The sequence below is a fragment of the Pseudomonas sp. HP_08 genome, from assembly GCF_055284095.1.
Genome location: NZ_JBTOQC010000051.1, coordinates 143,475 through 159,070 on the forward strand (window position 1 = coordinate 143,475; position 15,596 = coordinate 159,070).

The 15,596-nt window shown below is 61.7% G+C and carries 16 protein-coding genes; 10 read left to right on the top strand and 6 right to left on the bottom strand.

Annotation, left to right across the window (positions count from 1 at the left end; genetic code table 11):
• Window positions 1–9: 9 nt before the first annotated feature.
• The gene (gene metE / locus ACYAS9_RS27085) at window positions 10–2,319 is read left to right on the top strand and encodes a 5-methyltetrahydropteroyltriglutamate--homocysteine S-methyltransferase (protein ID WP_463571498.1); all 2,310 of its coding nucleotides are present in this window, start codon (window positions 10–12) and stop codon (window positions 2,317–2,319) included.
• Between the two features lie 24 nt (window positions 2,320–2,343).
• Here metE and ACYAS9_RS27090 read toward each other — a convergent pair whose 3' ends face one another.
• Window positions 2,344–3,246, bottom strand: coding sequence for a LysR substrate-binding domain-containing protein (locus ACYAS9_RS27090; protein WP_463571499.1), 903 nt, complete (start codon window positions 3,244–3,246; stop codon window positions 2,344–2,346).
• A gap of 172 nt (window positions 3,247–3,418) precedes the next feature.
• Here ACYAS9_RS27090 and ACYAS9_RS27095 point away from each other — a divergent pair, with 172 nt between their 5' ends.
• The gene (locus ACYAS9_RS27095) at window positions 3,419–4,588 is read left to right on the top strand and encodes an MFS transporter (RefSeq protein WP_463571500.1); all 1,170 of its coding nucleotides are present in this window, start codon (window positions 3,419–3,421) and stop codon (window positions 4,586–4,588) included.
• A gap of 191 nt (window positions 4,589–4,779) precedes the next feature.
• Window positions 4,780–5,310 (top strand): glyoxalase superfamily protein, encoded by a 531-nt coding sequence (locus tag ACYAS9_RS27100; RefSeq protein ID WP_463571501.1) that lies wholly within the window; start codon window positions 4,780–4,782, stop codon window positions 5,308–5,310.
• A 9-nt stretch (window positions 5,311–5,319) separates the two neighbouring features.
• Here ACYAS9_RS27100 and ACYAS9_RS27105 read toward each other — a convergent pair whose 3' ends face one another.
• Complete coding sequence (locus ACYAS9_RS27105) at window positions 5,320–6,186, bottom strand: LysR substrate-binding domain-containing protein (protein ID WP_463571502.1); 867 nt, start codon at window positions 6,184–6,186, stop codon at window positions 5,320–5,322.
• Between the two features lie 92 nt (window positions 6,187–6,278).
• Here ACYAS9_RS27105 and ACYAS9_RS27110 point away from each other — a divergent pair, with 92 nt between their 5' ends.
• Complete coding sequence (locus ACYAS9_RS27110) at window positions 6,279–7,346, top strand: NAD(P)H-dependent flavin oxidoreductase (RefSeq protein ID WP_463571503.1); 1,068 nt, start codon at window positions 6,279–6,281, stop codon at window positions 7,344–7,346.
• A 29-nt stretch (window positions 7,347–7,375) separates the two neighbouring features.
• A complete protein-coding gene (gene thpR / locus ACYAS9_RS27115) occupies window positions 7,376–7,960 on the top strand; it encodes an RNA 2',3'-cyclic phosphodiesterase (protein WP_463571504.1) in 585 nt (194 codons plus the stop codon).
• A 10-nt stretch (window positions 7,961–7,970) separates the two neighbouring features.
• Here the strand turns inward: thpR and ACYAS9_RS27120 are convergent, their stop codons facing one another.
• The gene (locus ACYAS9_RS27120) at window positions 7,971–8,852 is read right to left on the bottom strand and encodes a LysR family transcriptional regulator (RefSeq protein ID WP_463571505.1); all 882 of its coding nucleotides are present in this window, start codon (window positions 8,850–8,852) and stop codon (window positions 7,971–7,973) included.
• A 175-nt stretch (window positions 8,853–9,027) separates the two neighbouring features.
• On the opposite strand from ACYAS9_RS27120, the gene ACYAS9_RS27125 reads away from it, so the two are divergent.
• The 4 genes from ACYAS9_RS27125 (at window position 9,028) to ACYAS9_RS27140 (ending at window position 12,965) form a co-directional block, all read left to right on the top strand.
• Window positions 9,028–10,197 (top strand): mandelate racemase/muconate lactonizing enzyme family protein, encoded by a 1,170-nt coding sequence (locus tag ACYAS9_RS27125; RefSeq protein WP_463571506.1) that lies wholly within the window; start codon window positions 9,028–9,030, stop codon window positions 10,195–10,197.
• A gap of 77 nt (window positions 10,198–10,274) precedes the next feature.
• Complete coding sequence (dctA, locus tag ACYAS9_RS27130) at window positions 10,275–11,597, top strand: C4-dicarboxylate transporter DctA (protein ID WP_463571507.1); 1,323 nt, start codon at window positions 10,275–10,277, stop codon at window positions 11,595–11,597.
• Window positions 11,598–11,694: 97 nt separating this feature from the next.
• Window positions 11,695–12,186: a GNAT family N-acetyltransferase gene (locus ACYAS9_RS27135; protein WP_463571508.1), complete on the top strand. Its 492-nt coding sequence runs from the start codon at window positions 11,695–11,697 to the stop codon at window positions 12,184–12,186.
• Between the two features lie 17 nt (window positions 12,187–12,203).
• A complete protein-coding gene (locus ACYAS9_RS27140) occupies window positions 12,204–12,965 on the top strand; it encodes a sulfite exporter TauE/SafE family protein (RefSeq protein ID WP_463571509.1) in 762 nt (253 codons plus the stop codon).
• On the opposite strand, the gene ACYAS9_RS27145 is transcribed toward ACYAS9_RS27140, so the two are convergent.
• Window positions 12,943–13,560 (bottom strand): LysE family translocator, encoded by a 618-nt coding sequence (locus tag ACYAS9_RS27145; RefSeq protein ID WP_463571698.1) that lies wholly within the window; start codon window positions 13,558–13,560, stop codon window positions 12,943–12,945. The genes ACYAS9_RS27140 and ACYAS9_RS27145 overlap by 23 nt on opposite strands.
• 103 nt (window positions 13,561–13,663) lie before the next feature.
• Here ACYAS9_RS27145 and ACYAS9_RS27150 point away from each other — a divergent pair, with 103 nt between their 5' ends.
• Window positions 13,664–14,593: a LysR substrate-binding domain-containing protein gene (locus ACYAS9_RS27150; protein WP_463571510.1), complete on the top strand. Its 930-nt coding sequence runs from the start codon at window positions 13,664–13,666 to the stop codon at window positions 14,591–14,593.
• Here ACYAS9_RS27150 and ACYAS9_RS27155 read toward each other — a convergent pair.
• Window positions 14,568–14,807 carry a hypothetical protein gene (locus ACYAS9_RS27155; protein ID WP_463571511.1) on the bottom strand — a complete coding sequence of 80 codons (240 nt, stop codon included), beginning with the start codon at window positions 14,805–14,807 and terminating at the stop codon, window positions 14,568–14,570. The genes ACYAS9_RS27150 and ACYAS9_RS27155 overlap by 26 nt on opposite strands.
• Window positions 14,797–15,585 carry an MlaA family lipoprotein gene (locus ACYAS9_RS27160; protein WP_463571512.1) on the bottom strand — a complete coding sequence of 263 codons (789 nt, stop codon included), beginning with the start codon at window positions 15,583–15,585 and terminating at the stop codon, window positions 14,797–14,799. The genes ACYAS9_RS27155 and ACYAS9_RS27160 overlap by 11 nt, the downstream gene beginning before the upstream one ends.
• Window positions 15,586–15,596 lie beyond the last annotated feature (11 nt).

The following is a 15,596-nucleotide window of genomic DNA, read 5'->3' on the forward strand; positions in this document are numbered from 1 at the left end:
GATTGGCACATGGCTTTGGCACATAACCTGGGTTTTCCGCGTATCGGCGGCGATCGTGAACTGAAGAAAGCGCAAGAGGCCTTCTGGAAGGGCGATCTCGATGAAGCCGGCTTGCGTGTGGTAGGCCGCCAGTTACGTGCTGCCCATTGGCAGGTGCAAAAAAACGCCGGTATCGAGCTGCTGCCGGTCGGCGATTTTGCCTGGTACGACCAGGTGCTGACCCACTCGCTGACTTTCGGCGTGATCCCGGAACGATTCCGCCATCAGGCTGAAAAGCCCACCCTGCAAACCCTGTTCGCCATGGCCCGTGGCGCGGCGCAAGGCACTGGCGACACCTGCTGCGGTGGCGCTCATGCTCAGGAAATGACCAAGTGGTTCGACACCAATTACCACTATCTGGTCCCGGAATTCACCGTTGACCAAACGTTCAGCCTGAGCTGGGAGCAGTTGTTCGACGAGGTGCAAGAGGCCAAGGATCTGGGCCATGCGGTCAAGCCGGTGGTGATCGGCCCGCTGACCTACCTGTGGCTGGGCAAGACCAAGGGTGGCGACTTCGACAAGCTGGATCTGGTCGACCGCCTGCTGCCGCTGTACGGGCAGATTTTCCGTCGCCTGGCCGAGCAGGGCGTGGAGTGGGTGCAGATCGATGAGCCGATTCTGGTCCTGGACCTGCCGCAAGCCTGGAAAAACGCCTATGAGCGCGTCTACAACATTCTCCAGCGCGAGCCGCTGAAAAAGCTGGTCGCCACCTATTTTGGCGGCCTGGAAGATAACCTCGGTCTGGCCGCCAGCCTGCCGGTCGACGGTTTGCACATCGACCTGGTACGGGCGCCGGAGCAGTACCCGGTGATTCTTGATCGCCTGCCGGCCTACAAGATTCTGTCGCTGGGCCTGGTCAACGGCCGCAACGTATGGCGTTGCGATCTGGACAAGGCGCTGGACGTGGTGCGCCATGCCCATGAACGCCTGGGCGAACGCTTGTGGCTGGCGCCGTCGTGCTCGCTGTTGCACAGCCCGGTGGATCTGGCGCGTGAAGACACCCTCGACAGCGAACTGAAAAGCTGGCTGGCCTTCGCGGTGCAAAAGTGCCAGGAAGTGGCGCTGCTGACCCAGGCGATCAATCAGCCCGATGCCCCTGAAGTCACTCTGGCACTTGAGCAAAGCCGCGCCGTGCAGGCGGCCCGTGCCGCGTCGTCGCGTATTCACAAACCAGACGTGCAGGCGCGTCTGGCCGCGATCAGGCCGGCTGACAGCCAGCGCCAGTCGTCATTCGCCGAGCGTATCGGCAAACAGCGCTCGGGCCTGGATCTGCCAGCGTTCCCGACCACCACGATTGGCTCGTTCCCGCAGACCTCGGCTATCCGCCTGGCGCGGCAGTCGTTCAAGCAGGGCACGTTGAGCGCGGCCCAATACACCGAAGCCATGCACAGCGAGATTCGCCACGCGGTGGATGTGCAGGAAAAGCTGGGTCTGGATGTGTTGGTGCATGGCGAGGCCGAGCGCAACGACATGGTCGAATACTTCGCCGAACAACTGGACGGCTATGCCTTCACCCGCTTCGGCTGGGTGCAAAGCTACGGCTCGCGCTGCGTGAAACCGGCGGTGATCTTCGGTGACCTGAGCCGTCCGCAGCCCATGACCGTGGCCTGGAGCACATACGCCCAAGGCCTGACCGACAAGGTCATGAAGGGCATGCTGACCGGGCCGGTGACCATGCTGATGTGGTCCTTCGCGCGGGAAGATGTAAGCCGCGAAACCCAAGCCCGGCAACTGGCGCTGGCGATTCGCGACGAAGTGCTCGACCTGGAAGCGGCCGGCATCCGCATTGTGCAGATCGACGAAGCTGCCTTCCGCGAAGGCTTGCCGTTACGCACCGGCGCCTGGGCACCGTACCTGCACTGGGCGACCGAAGCGTTCCGCCTGTGCGCCTCGGGCGTGCGTGACGAAACCCAGATTCACACGCACATGTGCTACAGCGAATTCAACGATGTGATCGAGTCCATCGCTGCCATGGACGCCGATGTGATCACCATCGAAACCTCGCGCTCGGACATGGAGTTGCTGGAGGCCTTCGAGAAGTTCGACTACCCGAACGAGATCGGCCCGGGCGTCTATGACATTCACTCGCCGCGGGTGCCGGGCAAGGACGAAATGGTCAAACTGCTGCGCAAGGCGGCCCGCCGTATTCCGGCCGAACGCCTGTGGGTCAACCCGGATTGCGGCCTGAAAACCCGTGGCTGGCCAGAGACCGAAGCGGCACTGGTGAACATGGTTGCGGCGGCAAGAGCGCTGCGTAAAGAAAGGGCGCTGTCGAGCTGAGCGCAGGCATTTTACCTGCCGGGCCTAGCCATTGAAGGGCTCAGGCCCGAGCTTCTCGACCACATGGTCCAAAAAGCAGGTGATGCGCGAAGCCAGGGTCGTATTACGGTAATACACCGCATTGACGGGCTGACGAACGTCCAGCGTCTGATCGTCAAATAACGTGACCAGGTCGCCACGGCGTCGATCTTCCACGGTCATGAAGTCAGACAGGCAGACAATCCCGTTGGCGCTGAGCGCCAGATGCCGTAATGACTCGCCGCTGGTGGACAGGAGCGTCGGTCTGATATGGATTCTCGCGCCACTTTCATCGTGCAGCGGCCAGGTGTTCAGTGATTCCGGCTCACTGAAACCGAGCAGGGTATGGCGTGACAAGTCGGCAGCGACCACCGGATGGCCGTGCTTCTCGAGATAGCGAGGGCTGGCCATGATCCGGATGCGGCTATTGCCGATCAGCCGTGCATGCAGCGTCGAGTCCTTGAGCGGTGCAATGCGGAAGGCGACATCGGCGCGCTTTTCAATCAGGTCGATGATGCCCTCGCTGGACTTCAGCTCCAGCTCAACCTCGGGGTAGCGCTCACGAAAGCTTTCCACCAACGGCACCAGCACGTGAAGCATGAACGGCGATGCCGCATCGACGCGCAGCCGGCCCACAGGGCGCAACCGGCGGGCGGCCATTTGCTCTTCGGCCCGGTCGACGGCCATCAGAATGTCTCTGGCATTGATCAGAAACGCCGCGCCTTCTTCGGTCAGTTCCAATCGCCGCGTGGTGCGCCGAAGCAGTGTGGTTTCAAGTTTCTGTTCCAGACGTTTGATGGTTCTACTGGTGGCCGAGATGGTCAGGCCGATCATTTCGGCCGCCGAGGTGATAGACCCGGTGTCGACAATGGCGACGAAGGCCTGTAGCTCATCGAGCGTGGTTTTCATCTGAATGTCTCTGCGCTTCTGAAACGTCGTGAAACGCATCTAAACACAAAGTGCCAAGCGTTTTGCAGCCATTGTCGACCTCAAATCAATTATGTCTTTACCGAACTTGCGTTTAAGTCAAAAGAGCAAGTCGCTACTATCGCCGCACTTTCTCTTACGCAGGATCGCCGTCATGAAACCCATCTGGGCCCTTGTCGCACTGGCCATCGGTGCTTTCGCCATCGGTACCACCGAGTTCACGCCCATGGGGCTGTTGCCCGTCATTGCCAGTGGCGTTGATGTTTCCATCCCGACCGCTGGCATGCTGATCACCGCCTATGCCTTGGGCGTCATGATCGGTGCGCCGGTCATGACCCTGGCGCTGGGACGCTTCCCGACCAAGAAGGCGTTGATGTTCTTGATGGGCATTTTTGTCGTCGGCAACCTGTTGTCGGTGATCGCGCCAGGGTACTGGACCCTGCTGATTTCACGGTTGATCACCAGCCTTAACCATGGCGCTTTTTTTGGCCTGGGGTCGGTGCTTGCTGCCAGCCTGGTGGCGAAAGACAAACAGGCCAGCGCGGTGGCAACCATGTTCCTGGGCCTGACCATCGCCAACATCGGTGGCGTGCCTGCCGCCACCTGGATCGGCCAGCAGATCGGCTGGCGCATGGCCTTTGCGATTACCGCCGTGCTGGGGATCGTCGCCATTGTTGCGCTGGCCATCACCTTGCCCAAAGGCAAGGCCAATCCGATGCCCGACATCCGCGCAGAACTCAAGGTCCTGACCCGGCCGGCGGTGCTCATGGCGCTGGCGACCACCGTGATGGGCGCGGGTGCCATGTTCACGCTCTACACCTATGTCGCGCCGGTGCTGGAAGCCCTGACCGGTGCTTCGGCAACGTTCATCACCCTGGGCCTGGTGTTGATTGGCGTCGGCTTCACGATCGGTAATGCGCTGGGTGGGCGTCTGGCGGATTGGTCGCTGGAAGGCAGTACAAAACTGTTCCTGGGCCTGCTGGCACTGGTGATGTTGGTGCTGCCGCTGTTGCTCGGCAACCACATTGGCGCCGCCATTGGCCTGTTGGTCTGGGGTATTGTGACCTTCGCCATTGTTCCGCCGGTGCAGATTCGCGTCATGCAGGCTGCTCATGATGCGCCGGGCCTTGCGGCCTCGGTCAACGTCGGTGCCTTCAACCTTGGCAATGCGCTGGGCGCGGCGGCCGGCGGCGCGGTCATCTCGATGGGCCTGGGTTACGCCGCCGTTCCCCTGGCCGGTGCCGTACTGGCCAGCGCAGGCTTGCTGCTGGTACTGGCCAATCGAGGCCGCAAGGTCGAGACGGTCAACCCCGGCAGCGTGTGAGGTTTTCTTACAGCAGGGATGGCAATCAGCCGGGCATTGTGTAGGATCATGCCCGGCCCATGCTGCCCGCCGCTCGCACCCTTTGGGGAAGGTGAAAGCATCTCGACTATCTTGCGAACTCAACCGCTTCTTTGTAGCGTCGAGGCTCGGCAACGCGAGCACCGAAAGGCCTTGGCCCCAAGGAGCTGTAAATGATTTCGATAGAACACGCCAAACAGATGGCCAAGAGGCTGCGCGCCTCACTGCAAACGCCGCTTGAAGCGCTGTCGCACGCCGCGGCACTGGAACTGGTCGCCCGGCAGCTGGGCTACAAGGACTGGAACACCGCAGCGGCCCTCTTGAGCCCTGAACCTGCACCCACCAGCGTGACATTCGGTAAAGCCATTCCTGTGCTGCGCAGCTTCGATGAAGCCAAGGCGCGGGAGTTTTACCTGGATTTTCTGGGGTTCAGCGTCGAGTTCGAGCACCGCTTCGAGGCCGATCTACCGCTGTACCTGGGCCTGGTTCGCGCAGGCTTGCCCCTGCATCTGTCCGAGCACCACGGCGATGCCAGCCCCGGCGCGACGGTCTTTATCCCCACGCAAAACATCGAGCAACTGCGCGATGAGTTGCTTGGCAAGCGTTACAGCTATGGACGCCCGGACATCGTCGAGCAAGGCTGGGGCAAGGAAATGCAGGTCTACGATCCGTTTGGCAATCGGCTGCGGTTCTGCGAAGGCTAAAGCGCACCCTTAAAGACCAAGGGACGCGAAAAAGTTCTGAAAAGCCGGTGCGTTGTAGCCTTGTCGCCAGACCAACCAGGTGTCGACCAGACCTGCCTCCAGCACCGGCAAACCCTGCGGCACCTGACACAACGCCAGCACGCTGCGCGGCAGCAGGGTGACGCAGGCGCCTGCCGCGACGCAGGCAACCATCGCGTGATAAGAGCCCAGCTCCTGGATCTGCCAGGACGAGCCGGCCGAAATGCCCAACTGATCCTGAGCAATACTCCGATAGGTACAGCCCGCCTTGAAAGCTGCCAGCGTTCGGCTGCGCACGTGTTGTGGTTCTGTGATGCCCGCTTCGCTGGCCGGCAGCAACAGCACCAGCGCTTCTTGCCAGACCGCCACGGCTTGCATGCCGTGCGCAGCCAGTTCCGGCTCGACATCGCTGGCCGGCGGCAGTGCCACGAACGCACAGTCCAGTTGGCCGGCGCGCAGTTGATTGAGCAGTACACCCGATGGCCCGGTGCTGACTTCCAGCCGCGTCGCAGGCCAGGCCTTGTTGAAGGCCGCCAGCCGCATCGGCAGCCGGCTGGCGGCCGTGCTTTCCATGCTGCCGATGCGCAAAGTGCCGCCAAGGGCGCCGCCGCCGATCACCTGCCGCGCCTCATCTTCAAGGGCCAGCATGCGCTGGGCGTACACTCGAAACTGTTGGCCGGCAGCGGACAGGCTGATGCGCTTGCCTGTGCGTGTAAACAGCTCGGCGCCCATGTCGGCTTCCAGTTGCTGAATGCGCGTCGTGACATTCGACGGCGCCCGGCCAAGCAGGGCGGCGGCGCGGGTGATGCTCAGCTCGGTGGCCACGGTGTCGAAGATTTTTAGCGTGTCGAGATCCACTTTGGTGTTCTCAATATGAAAATGATGTGCTTATATTATTCTCATATCGATAATTATCAACGGCCGATTCCCTCACGTCACGGAGCCGATCAATGAGCCATTCCAGTTCCTTCGCAGCCCGGCTGCGCATCCACCCGATCATTCAGGCGCCGATGGCCGGGGTCGCTACGCCGTCATTGGCGGCCGCCGTTTCCAACGCCGGCGGTCTGGGCTCTCTGGGCATCGGCGCCAGTAGCGTGGCCCAGGCCCGGCAAATGATCGAGCAAACCCAGGCGCTGACCGATCGGCCGTTCAATGTGAATGTCTTCTGCCACGCCCCGGCCATCCGCGATGCTGCACGTGAGCACGCCTGGCTTGAACATCTACAGCCTTTATTTGCCGAGGTCGACGCCCAGGCACCGGCCACGCTGGACGAAATCTATAGCAGCTTCGTTCAGGACGCTGAAATCCTCGACCTGCTGCTTGAGACCCGTCCGGCGGTGGTCAGCTTTCATTTTGGCCTGCCGTCAGCCGGGCAATTGCAGGCGCTCAAACAGGCGGGCATCTGCACCCTCGCGACCGCGACCAACCTGCACGAGGCCCTGCAGATTCAGCAACTGGGCTTCGACGCCATCGTGGCTCAGGGCATCGAGGCGGGTGGGCATCGCGGCATGTTCGAGCCGCAGGCCATCGATGAGCAACTGAGCACCTCGGTGCTGGTGCGCTTGCTGGTCAAGCACATCGACCTGCCGATCATTGCGGCCGGCGGCATCATGGACGGGCAGGGCATCCGCGCGGCACTGGCGCTGGGCGCCGCCGCAGCGCAGCTGGGCACCGCGTTTATTCTGTGCCCCGAATCGGCGGCCAATGCAGGCTATCGCGCCAACCTGAAAAGTCCGCGTGCGGCGGTCACCCGCCTGACTGCGGCGTTGTCCGGGCGGCCGGCACGCGGGATCGTCAATCGCTTTATCGAACACGCCGAACGGGCAGGTGCTGTACAACCGGCGGCGTATCCGCTGGCCTACGATGCGGCCAAACAACTCAATGGTGCGGCGGCAAAATCGGACAATCACGCGTTCGCCGCGCACTGGGCAGGCCAGGGCGCGCCCTTGGTCCGGGAATTGCCGGCGCAGGAATTGATGCGTGTGTTGATTGAGGAATGGCGTGAGTCCAACGGTTAAGATGACCGCGCCAAGACCGGAGAAATGTGATGAATGAAGCCATCCCGAGCGAGCCGTTCAAGCGGCTGTTTTTCGCCTTGCCCTGTGAGCCTGTCCAGCGCAAGGCCATTTCTCGCTGGCGCAGTGATCTGCGCTTGCGCAGCGGACGTCCGGTGCCAGCCGAGAATTTTCACCTGACCCTGATGTTTCTGGGCGCTGTCAGCGTCAAGCAGCTGGCGGCGATCCTCGAAACCGCTGCACGTTTGCGCCCGCTCACGGCGCCAGTGGCGTTCGAACTCGATCAACTCGATGTCTGGCGCCGCAGCCAGGCGCTGGTGTTGACCACTCAGGACGCACCACCGGCCTTGCTGCGTTGGGTCTATGACCTGCAACAGGCGATGCTGCCACTGGGCCTTGAGCTTGAGTCGCAAGATTTTCGTCCACACCTTACGCTGATGCGCGATTACCGCGACCCGGTGCCTGAAGCCAGGGTGCCGCCTGATTTTCGCTGGAACGCGCGCGAGTTCGTGCTGTTCGAGTCGTACAAAGGGCGCTATCAGGCGTTGGCGCACTGGCCGCTGGTGCAAGTCCCTGCGCTCAGTGAGCGAGCGCCACCGCTTCGTCATCCGTTCTAGAGGTGCCGATTTACAGACTGCGGCCCAGATCCTCCCAGAACGCCTCGGCAAACGGTGGCAGCGGCGCCACCGGCCTTGCCAGGTGAATCTCCAAGGCGATGTCCCAGCTTTCATCCAGCGCGCGGATCAGTTTGCCGTCGGCGCGCTCCTGTTCGGTCAGGCTTTTCGGCAGCCAGGCCACGCCCTTGTTTTCCAGCGCCATCGACGTCAACACCGCCGCCAGATGGCTGCTGAACGAAGGCTGCAAATGCAGGTAGCCGGCCTTGTCCTGTAACTGCTGCTCCAGAATCCGCCCCAGCCCCGACTCCTTGGTGTAAGCCAGATAGGGCAGGGTTTGCAGGTCCGCGCCAAAGTCGGCATCGGCACCCATCAACGGGATCAGCGTGTCGACGCCCACCGCCTTGCTCAAATACTGGCCGAACGGCAGTTTTGGCGGCACCTGCGGGTGGCGATGGCTGAGCAGAAACTGCACCTGGCCGTGCATCAGCATGCGTTCGCATTCGGCCATGCTGTCCGATTGCAGCCTGACCGCCTCGATGGGCGCACCGCGGCCAAGCTGGCGAATCCACTTGGGAAAGAACGTGAACGACAGCGAGTGGGTCGCGGAAAACTTCAGGCTCTTGGCCGCGGTGCCGGCCACTTCGCGGGCGTCCTCACGAATCCGGTATAGCCGCGTGGCGGCGTCCTGCATGCTGGCCAGCACATGCTCGCCGGCCAGCGTCAGGGTCGCGCCCTGAAACGTGCGCTGAAACAGCTCGACGCCCATCCATTGCTCCAGCGCACGAATGCGCCGGCTGAACGCAGGTTGGGTCACATGCCGCGCCTGGGCTGCACGAATAAAGCTGCCGTGTTCGGCCAGGGCGATGAAGTCTTCAAGCCAGACGAGTTCCATGAGTGATGCTGACCCTGCATTGGTTTAGCGTTTTATAGCACGGCAGCCTTGAACCAACCGAGAGGCCTGCAACAGATAGCCATGCCGAAAAGGCATTGCCTGCGCCGATAACAGCATTATCGGCGCGTTCTCGATGCGCCTAACGTGGCAAGCATCACAACAAGAGGACAACGCCATGCGCATCGTAGATATCCGCGAAAAGACCGTCTCCATTGCCTCGCCCATCGCCAATGCCTACATCGACTTTTCCAAGATGACCTGCTCGGTCGTGGCGGTGGTTACCGATGTTATTCGCGACGGCAAACCGGTGATCGGCTACGGCTTCAACTCCAACGGGCGTTACGGCCAGGGCGCGTTGATGCGCGACCGCTTTCTGGCGCGCATCAGCGAAGCCAGACCTGAGTCGCTGATCGATGAAGCCAATGACAACCTCGACCCGTTCGCCATCTGGAAAACCCTGATGACCAACGAAAAGCCCGGCGGTCACGGCGAGCGCTCGGTCGCTGTCGGCACCATCGACATGGCGGTGTGGGACGCGGTGGCCAAGATCGAAGGCAAGCCGCTGTACCGCGTGCTCGCCGACCGTTACCGCAACGGCGTGGCCGACGACAAGGTCTGGGTCTACGCCGCCGGTGGTTACTACTATCCCGGCAAGGATCACACCCAGCTCAAGACCGAAATGCAGAGCTATCTGGATCGCGGCTATGACGTGGTGAAAATGAAGATCGGCGCCGTGCCGCTGGCCGAAGACCTGTCGCGCATCGAAGCGGTGCTGGACGTGGTCGGCAGCGGCCGGCGCCTGGCGGTGGACGCCAACGGCCGGTTCGACCTGAAGACCGCCATCGCCTACGCCGAAGCGCTCAAGCCTTACGACCTGTTCTGGTACGAAGAGGCGGGCGATCCGCTGGACTATGCCCTGCAAGCAGAGCTGGCCAACCACTACGACCTGCCGATGGCCACCGGCGAAAACCTGTTCTCGCACCAGGATGCCCGCAATCTGCTGCGCCACGGCGGCATGCGCCCGGACCGCGACTTTGTACAGTTCGACTGCGCGCTGTCCTACGGCCTGGTCGAGTACCTGCGCACCCTCGATGTCATGCAGGAACTGGGCTGGTCGTCGCGCCGCGTGGTGCCGCATGGCGGTCACCAGATGTCGCTGAACATCGCTGCCGGCCTGCATCTGGGCGGCAACGAATCCTACCCGGACGTGTTCCAGCCCTTCGGCGGCTTTGCCGATGGCATTCGGGTCGAGAACGGTTATGTCGGCCTGCCGGACATTCCGGGTGTGGGCTTCGAAGCCAAGGCGGCGCTCTATGAAGTGATGCGCGAGCTGGGCGAGCGTTAATCGGTTGTACAGCGGCCGCTTCATCAGAAGCGGCCGCTTTTTGCCCTCTACACAAAAACAAAACGAGGTGCGACAACATGGAAAAGTCAGGATCACGCTGGTATGGCCAGCTCTATGTGCAGGTGCTGATCGGCATCATCATCGGCGGCATTGTGGGTTATATCGAACCCGGCTTCGCGGCCAAGCTGCAACCGCTGGCCGACGGTTTCATCAAGTTGATCAAGATGCTGCTGGCGCCGATCATCTTCGGTACCGTGGTGGTCGGCATGGCCAAGATGGGCAGCATCAAGGAGGTCGGGCGAATCGGCGTCAAGGCGCTGATCTATTTCGAGATCCTGTCGACCATCGCACTGGTCATCGGCCTGGTGGTGGTCAATATCGTCAAGCCCGGCGTCGGCATGAACATCGACTCGGCCAAGCTCGATGGCAGTGCGATCAGCAAATACACCCAGGTCGCCAACGATCAGGGCGGCACCGTGGATTTCTTCCTCAATATCATTCCCCACACCTTTATCGATGCCTTCGCCAAGGGCTCGATGCTGCAGGTCATTCTGCTGTCGGTGCTGATGGGCGTGGCGCTGGTGCAGATGGGCCCGGTCAGCAAGCCGCTGATCAATATCATTGACCTGCTGCTGCAAGGGCTGTTCAAGATCGTCGCGATGGTCATGCGCCTGGCGCCCATCGGTGCCGGCGCGGGCATGGCCTTCACCATCGGTAAATACGGGCTTGGCACCTTGTTGTCGCTGGGGCAACTGCTGATTGCGCTGTACATCACCACGCTGGTGTTCATCGTGGTGATTCTCGGCACCGTGGCGCGCTGGTCCGGCTTGCCGCTGATGCAGTTCCTGCGCTACTTCAAGGATGAAATCCTCATCGTGCTGGGCACCTGTTCCACCGAATCGGTGCTGCCACGCATGATGGCCAAGCTGGAAAAACTCGGCTGCGAGAAATCGGTGGTCGGCATGGTGCTGCCCACCGGCTTTACCTTCAACGCTGACGGCACCTGCATTTACCTGACCATGGCCGCGATCTTTGTCGCCCAGGCCACCAACACGCCGCTGACCTTCATGGATCAGTGCGTGCTGCTGGGTGTATTGCTGCTGACCTCCAAGGGCTCGGCCGGTGTAGCGGGGGCGGGCTTTGTGACGCTGGCCGCGACCTTGACCACCATCCATACCATTCCGTTGGTGGGCCTGGTCCTGTTGCTGGGTATCGACCGCTTTCTCAACGAAGCGCGGGCCGTGACCAACCTGATCGGCAACGGTATCGGCACCATCGCGATTGCCAAGTGGGACAACGCCTTTGACCTTGATGCGGCCAAACGTGAAATCGCCGCGCTGGACACTGATAAGGCCAAGGCGCCGCAAGCGGTGCCGTTACCGGGTATCGACAAGGGCTGATTGCACAAAGGGCATGGGCTGTCGAACAAACCCAGTGTTTGGCAGCCCGTCTTTGTCTACCATGCGCTCTTCTCCAGACTGTCCGGATCACCCTGAAATGCCCGCGCCCAGCTTTCGCACTGCCACCCCGCTCGATGCCCCACGTTGCTACCAGATCGAAATCGGCGCCTACGAAGGTGACGAAGCCGCCACCCAGGAAAAGATCGCCACGCGCATCGCGCTGTACCCGCAGGGCTTTCTGATCATGGAACTGGAGGGCCAGGTCATCGGCTTTATCAACGGCGGCTGTGCCCATGAGGTGCAGATGGCCGACGAAGCCTTCAAGGAGCTGGTCGGCCACAGCAGCGAGGCGCCCAACGTGGTGATCATGTCGGTGGTGATCGATCCGGTTCACCAAGGCAAAGGCTACGCCACGCGGATGATGGCGCAGTTCGTCGAGCGCATGCGCGCGATGGGCAAGCAGAGCATTCACTTGATGTGCAAAGAGCGGCATGTGCCGCTGTACCAGCGCATGGGCTATGGCTATGTCCAGCCGTCGACCTCGGACCACGGCGGCATGGCGTGGCATGAAATGCTCATGCAGCTCTGACGGCAGGGCATCGAGCCATGGATTCGGTATTGATCATCGTGGTCCTGGGCGCGGCGCTGGCCGGTTTCGTCCAGGGCCTGTCGGGCTCCAATTTCGGTCTGGTGGCCATGGCCGTCTGGGCCTGGGTACTGGACCCGACCCTTACCGGGCCGCTGGTGGTCTGCGGCTCGCTGACCGGGCAATTGCTGGCCGCCAGTGCCCTGCGTAAACAACTGGACCTGCCGCAGCTGTGGCCGATGGTTGCCGGCGGGCTGCTCGGCGTGCCGTTGGGCGTGTTGCTGTTGCATCAGGTCGACCCGGTTCTGTTCCGCCTGCTGGTCGGCATTCTGCTGGCGTTGTGGTGCCCGCTGATGCTGTTCGCCAGCCACCTGCCGCAACTGCCGGGCGACAGCCGCGCGGCCAATGCCGGCGTCGGTGTCGTCGGCGGCATCATGGGCGGGTTGGGCGGTCTGACCGGACCTGCGCCGGCCTTGTGGGCCGTGCTCAAGGGCTGGAGCCGCGACAGCCAGCGCTCGGTGATTCAGGGTTTCAACCTGGCCATGCAGGCCACGACCCTGATCACTTACCTGGTGTCGGGCACCATCAGCGCTCAGGCGTTTGCCTTGTTTCCCGTGGTGATCCTGGCGGTGTTGTTGCCGACGCTGTTCGGCGTGCGGCTGTATCGCGGCTTGAGCGACCAGAGCTTTCGCAAGGTGGTTCTGGGCTTGTTGACGCTGGCAGGCTGGGTGTTGATCGGACAGGCGCTACTCGTAATGTTCAGCGTCCAAAGCCCGGCATAAGCAGGCAAGCGCCCAGGCTGACAAGCGCGACACCAATCACCTTGTCGACCACATGCTGTTTTTCCAGAAGGCGTTGGCGCAGCGCCGGCGCCGAGAAAAACACCGCCACGAGGCTGAACCATACCCAGTGCGACACCGACATGAACGCGCCATAGGCGAAGTTGGCCGCCAGTGAGCTGTTGATTTGCACAACCTGACTGTACGTCGCCACGACAAACAGCATGGTCTTGGGGTTGAGCGCATTGGTAAAAAAGCCGCTCCTGAAAGCGCTCCACGCCGAAGGGCTGCGGCCTTGGGCTTCATTGAGCGTCAGTGCGGTTTTATTGATGAACGACTTGATGCCCAGGTAGATCAGGTAGCCGGCGCCGAGCACTTTCATGCTCATCAACAGCAGCGGCGATTGAGTGATGAGCACGGCGATGCCAAACACTGTGTAGAAGACGTGAACCTGAACCCCGCACGCAATGCCTAGAGCGGCCATCAAGCCCATGCGCCGTCCAAATGCATAGCTGTTGCGGGTCACCATGGCAAAGTCGGGGCCCGGACTGATCACCGCCAGAACGGTAATTGCAGCGACGGCCAGTAGTTCGTTCATGAATGCTCTCCGAACGGATGATAAAAGTGCGCCAATGATGGCGAGTTGAAGGCGTTTGGAAAAACGATTTATAGTCCGCGAAATCTGTGAAAAATCATCGACCATGACCCTACCGCCGCTGGCAGCGTTTCGCTTCTTTAACGTGGCTGCCCAGACCCAGAGCTTCGTCAAAGCCGCCCAGCACTTGCACGTCACCCATGGCGCTGTCAGCCGTCAGGTGCGCTTGCTGGAAGAGGCCATGGGCGTCGAATTGTTCGAGCGGCGCAACCGGGCGATCTTCCTCAATGAGGCTGGCCGCCAGCTGCACAGCGTCACCGGTCCGTTGTTCGATCAGCTCGAAAACGTCGTCGATCGACTGCAACGCGAAGCACGCGAAGACGTATTGGTGCTCTCATGCGAGCCGACCATTGCCATGAAGTGGCTGATCCCGCGCCTGCCGGCCTTCAATGAGGCTTATCCTGGTGTGCAGGTCCAGCTGTTGGCCGCCGGTGGCCCTATCGATTTCGCCCGTAGCGGCGCGGACCTGGCGATTCGCCGGGATGATTTTCATTGGGGTGAATCGGTGCACAGCGTCACGCTGTGTGATGAGTGGATCGGCCCGGTGTGTGCGCCCGCCAGCGTTCCCGATCACCAGCAATTGCACGGCGCGCGCTTATTGCGCAGCAAGACCCGCCCGATGGCCTGGGATAACTGGCTGCGCCTCAGCGCGGTGACACTGAGCGATGTGCTCTGGACCGACTACGAACACTTTTACCTGTGTATCCAGGCCGCAACGGCAGGGCTGGGGACAAGTATGGCGTCGTTGTTGATGGTTCAGAACGAACTGGAAGCCGGGCAACTCAGCGCGCCGTTCGGCTTCATTCGCGATGGCTCGACTTATTGCCTGTTATCGCCCAGGCCGTTTGCGGAAAGTTCCAAGTGCCAGGTATTTCTGGAATGGGTGGCGGGGCAGATGAACGAGTGTATTGAACAGGTTCTGAAAGAGCGGCCTGCCAGGCACCAGCCGCTCAAGTCAGCCGTTCGCCGGTGCTGACCATCCAGCGAATCAGGCTGGCCAGCGGCACACAGTGCTGCTGAACCGAGCACCACGCCGTGTGCTCGTCGCGGTACAGCTCGACATAGCGGCTCAGCACGATGTGCTGGCCATCATCGGCAAGGCGCAGCTCGATTTCGCGGCAGTGCAATGAAGCCGGGCAGGGCGTTCGGGTTCTGCGGTGCAGCACCAGGACATCGTCGCTATTGGTCATCGGGTTCACCGTCGGGGCAGGATGACGGAGCTTGAGCAACGGCGCCGGACTTGCCTTCCAGGACGAAGCTGGCGCGCTGATGCGCCACGGTGTCGCGCACGGCCAGGTAGTAATCAGGGTATTGGCGCAGATGGTCAGTGACTGGCAAGGCCTCGGCGCGGCCATCGACGATGCCGCCGACGGTATTGATGGTGCCCAGGGTTTCGACGGTGTCGCTGTTGCTGCCAAGCGGGTCGACCACAAAGCTCAGCAACTTGCCGGCGCCGTCGCGCACGTTGGCGCTGCCGAATATGGGCAGTTCAATGATGGGGCCGCTGGCGATGTTCCACACCCCGAATGTCTGGCCGAAGTCGGCTTTATGCCGCGCGATGCCCATCTTGCCTGACACGTCGATCAGCCCGACCACACCGGCGGTGGTGTTTATCACAAAGCGCCCGAATGTGGTGACCGAGCGCTGGCCATTGCCTTGCAGCAGGTCGTTGATAAAGACCTTGGGCTCGCCGAAGTTGGCGACAAAGTTGTGGACACCGGTCTGGAAAAACACCGGCAGGTGCTTGTAACCACGGGCAACCGGCGCCAGGGCGTAATCGTCCACGGTACGGTTAAGGGCGAAGATGCCGCGATTGAGCGATTCTGCCGGGTCATCAACGTTGTAGCTGATCGGGTCGCAAGGGCCAACCGGCGTTGACGGCGCGCTGGCACAGCCGCTGGCGACGGCAACGACAAAACCGGCAATCGTGAGGCGAACGAAAGGTGAGGCGCGTTTGATAAGTAGCATGCAAGGTCATC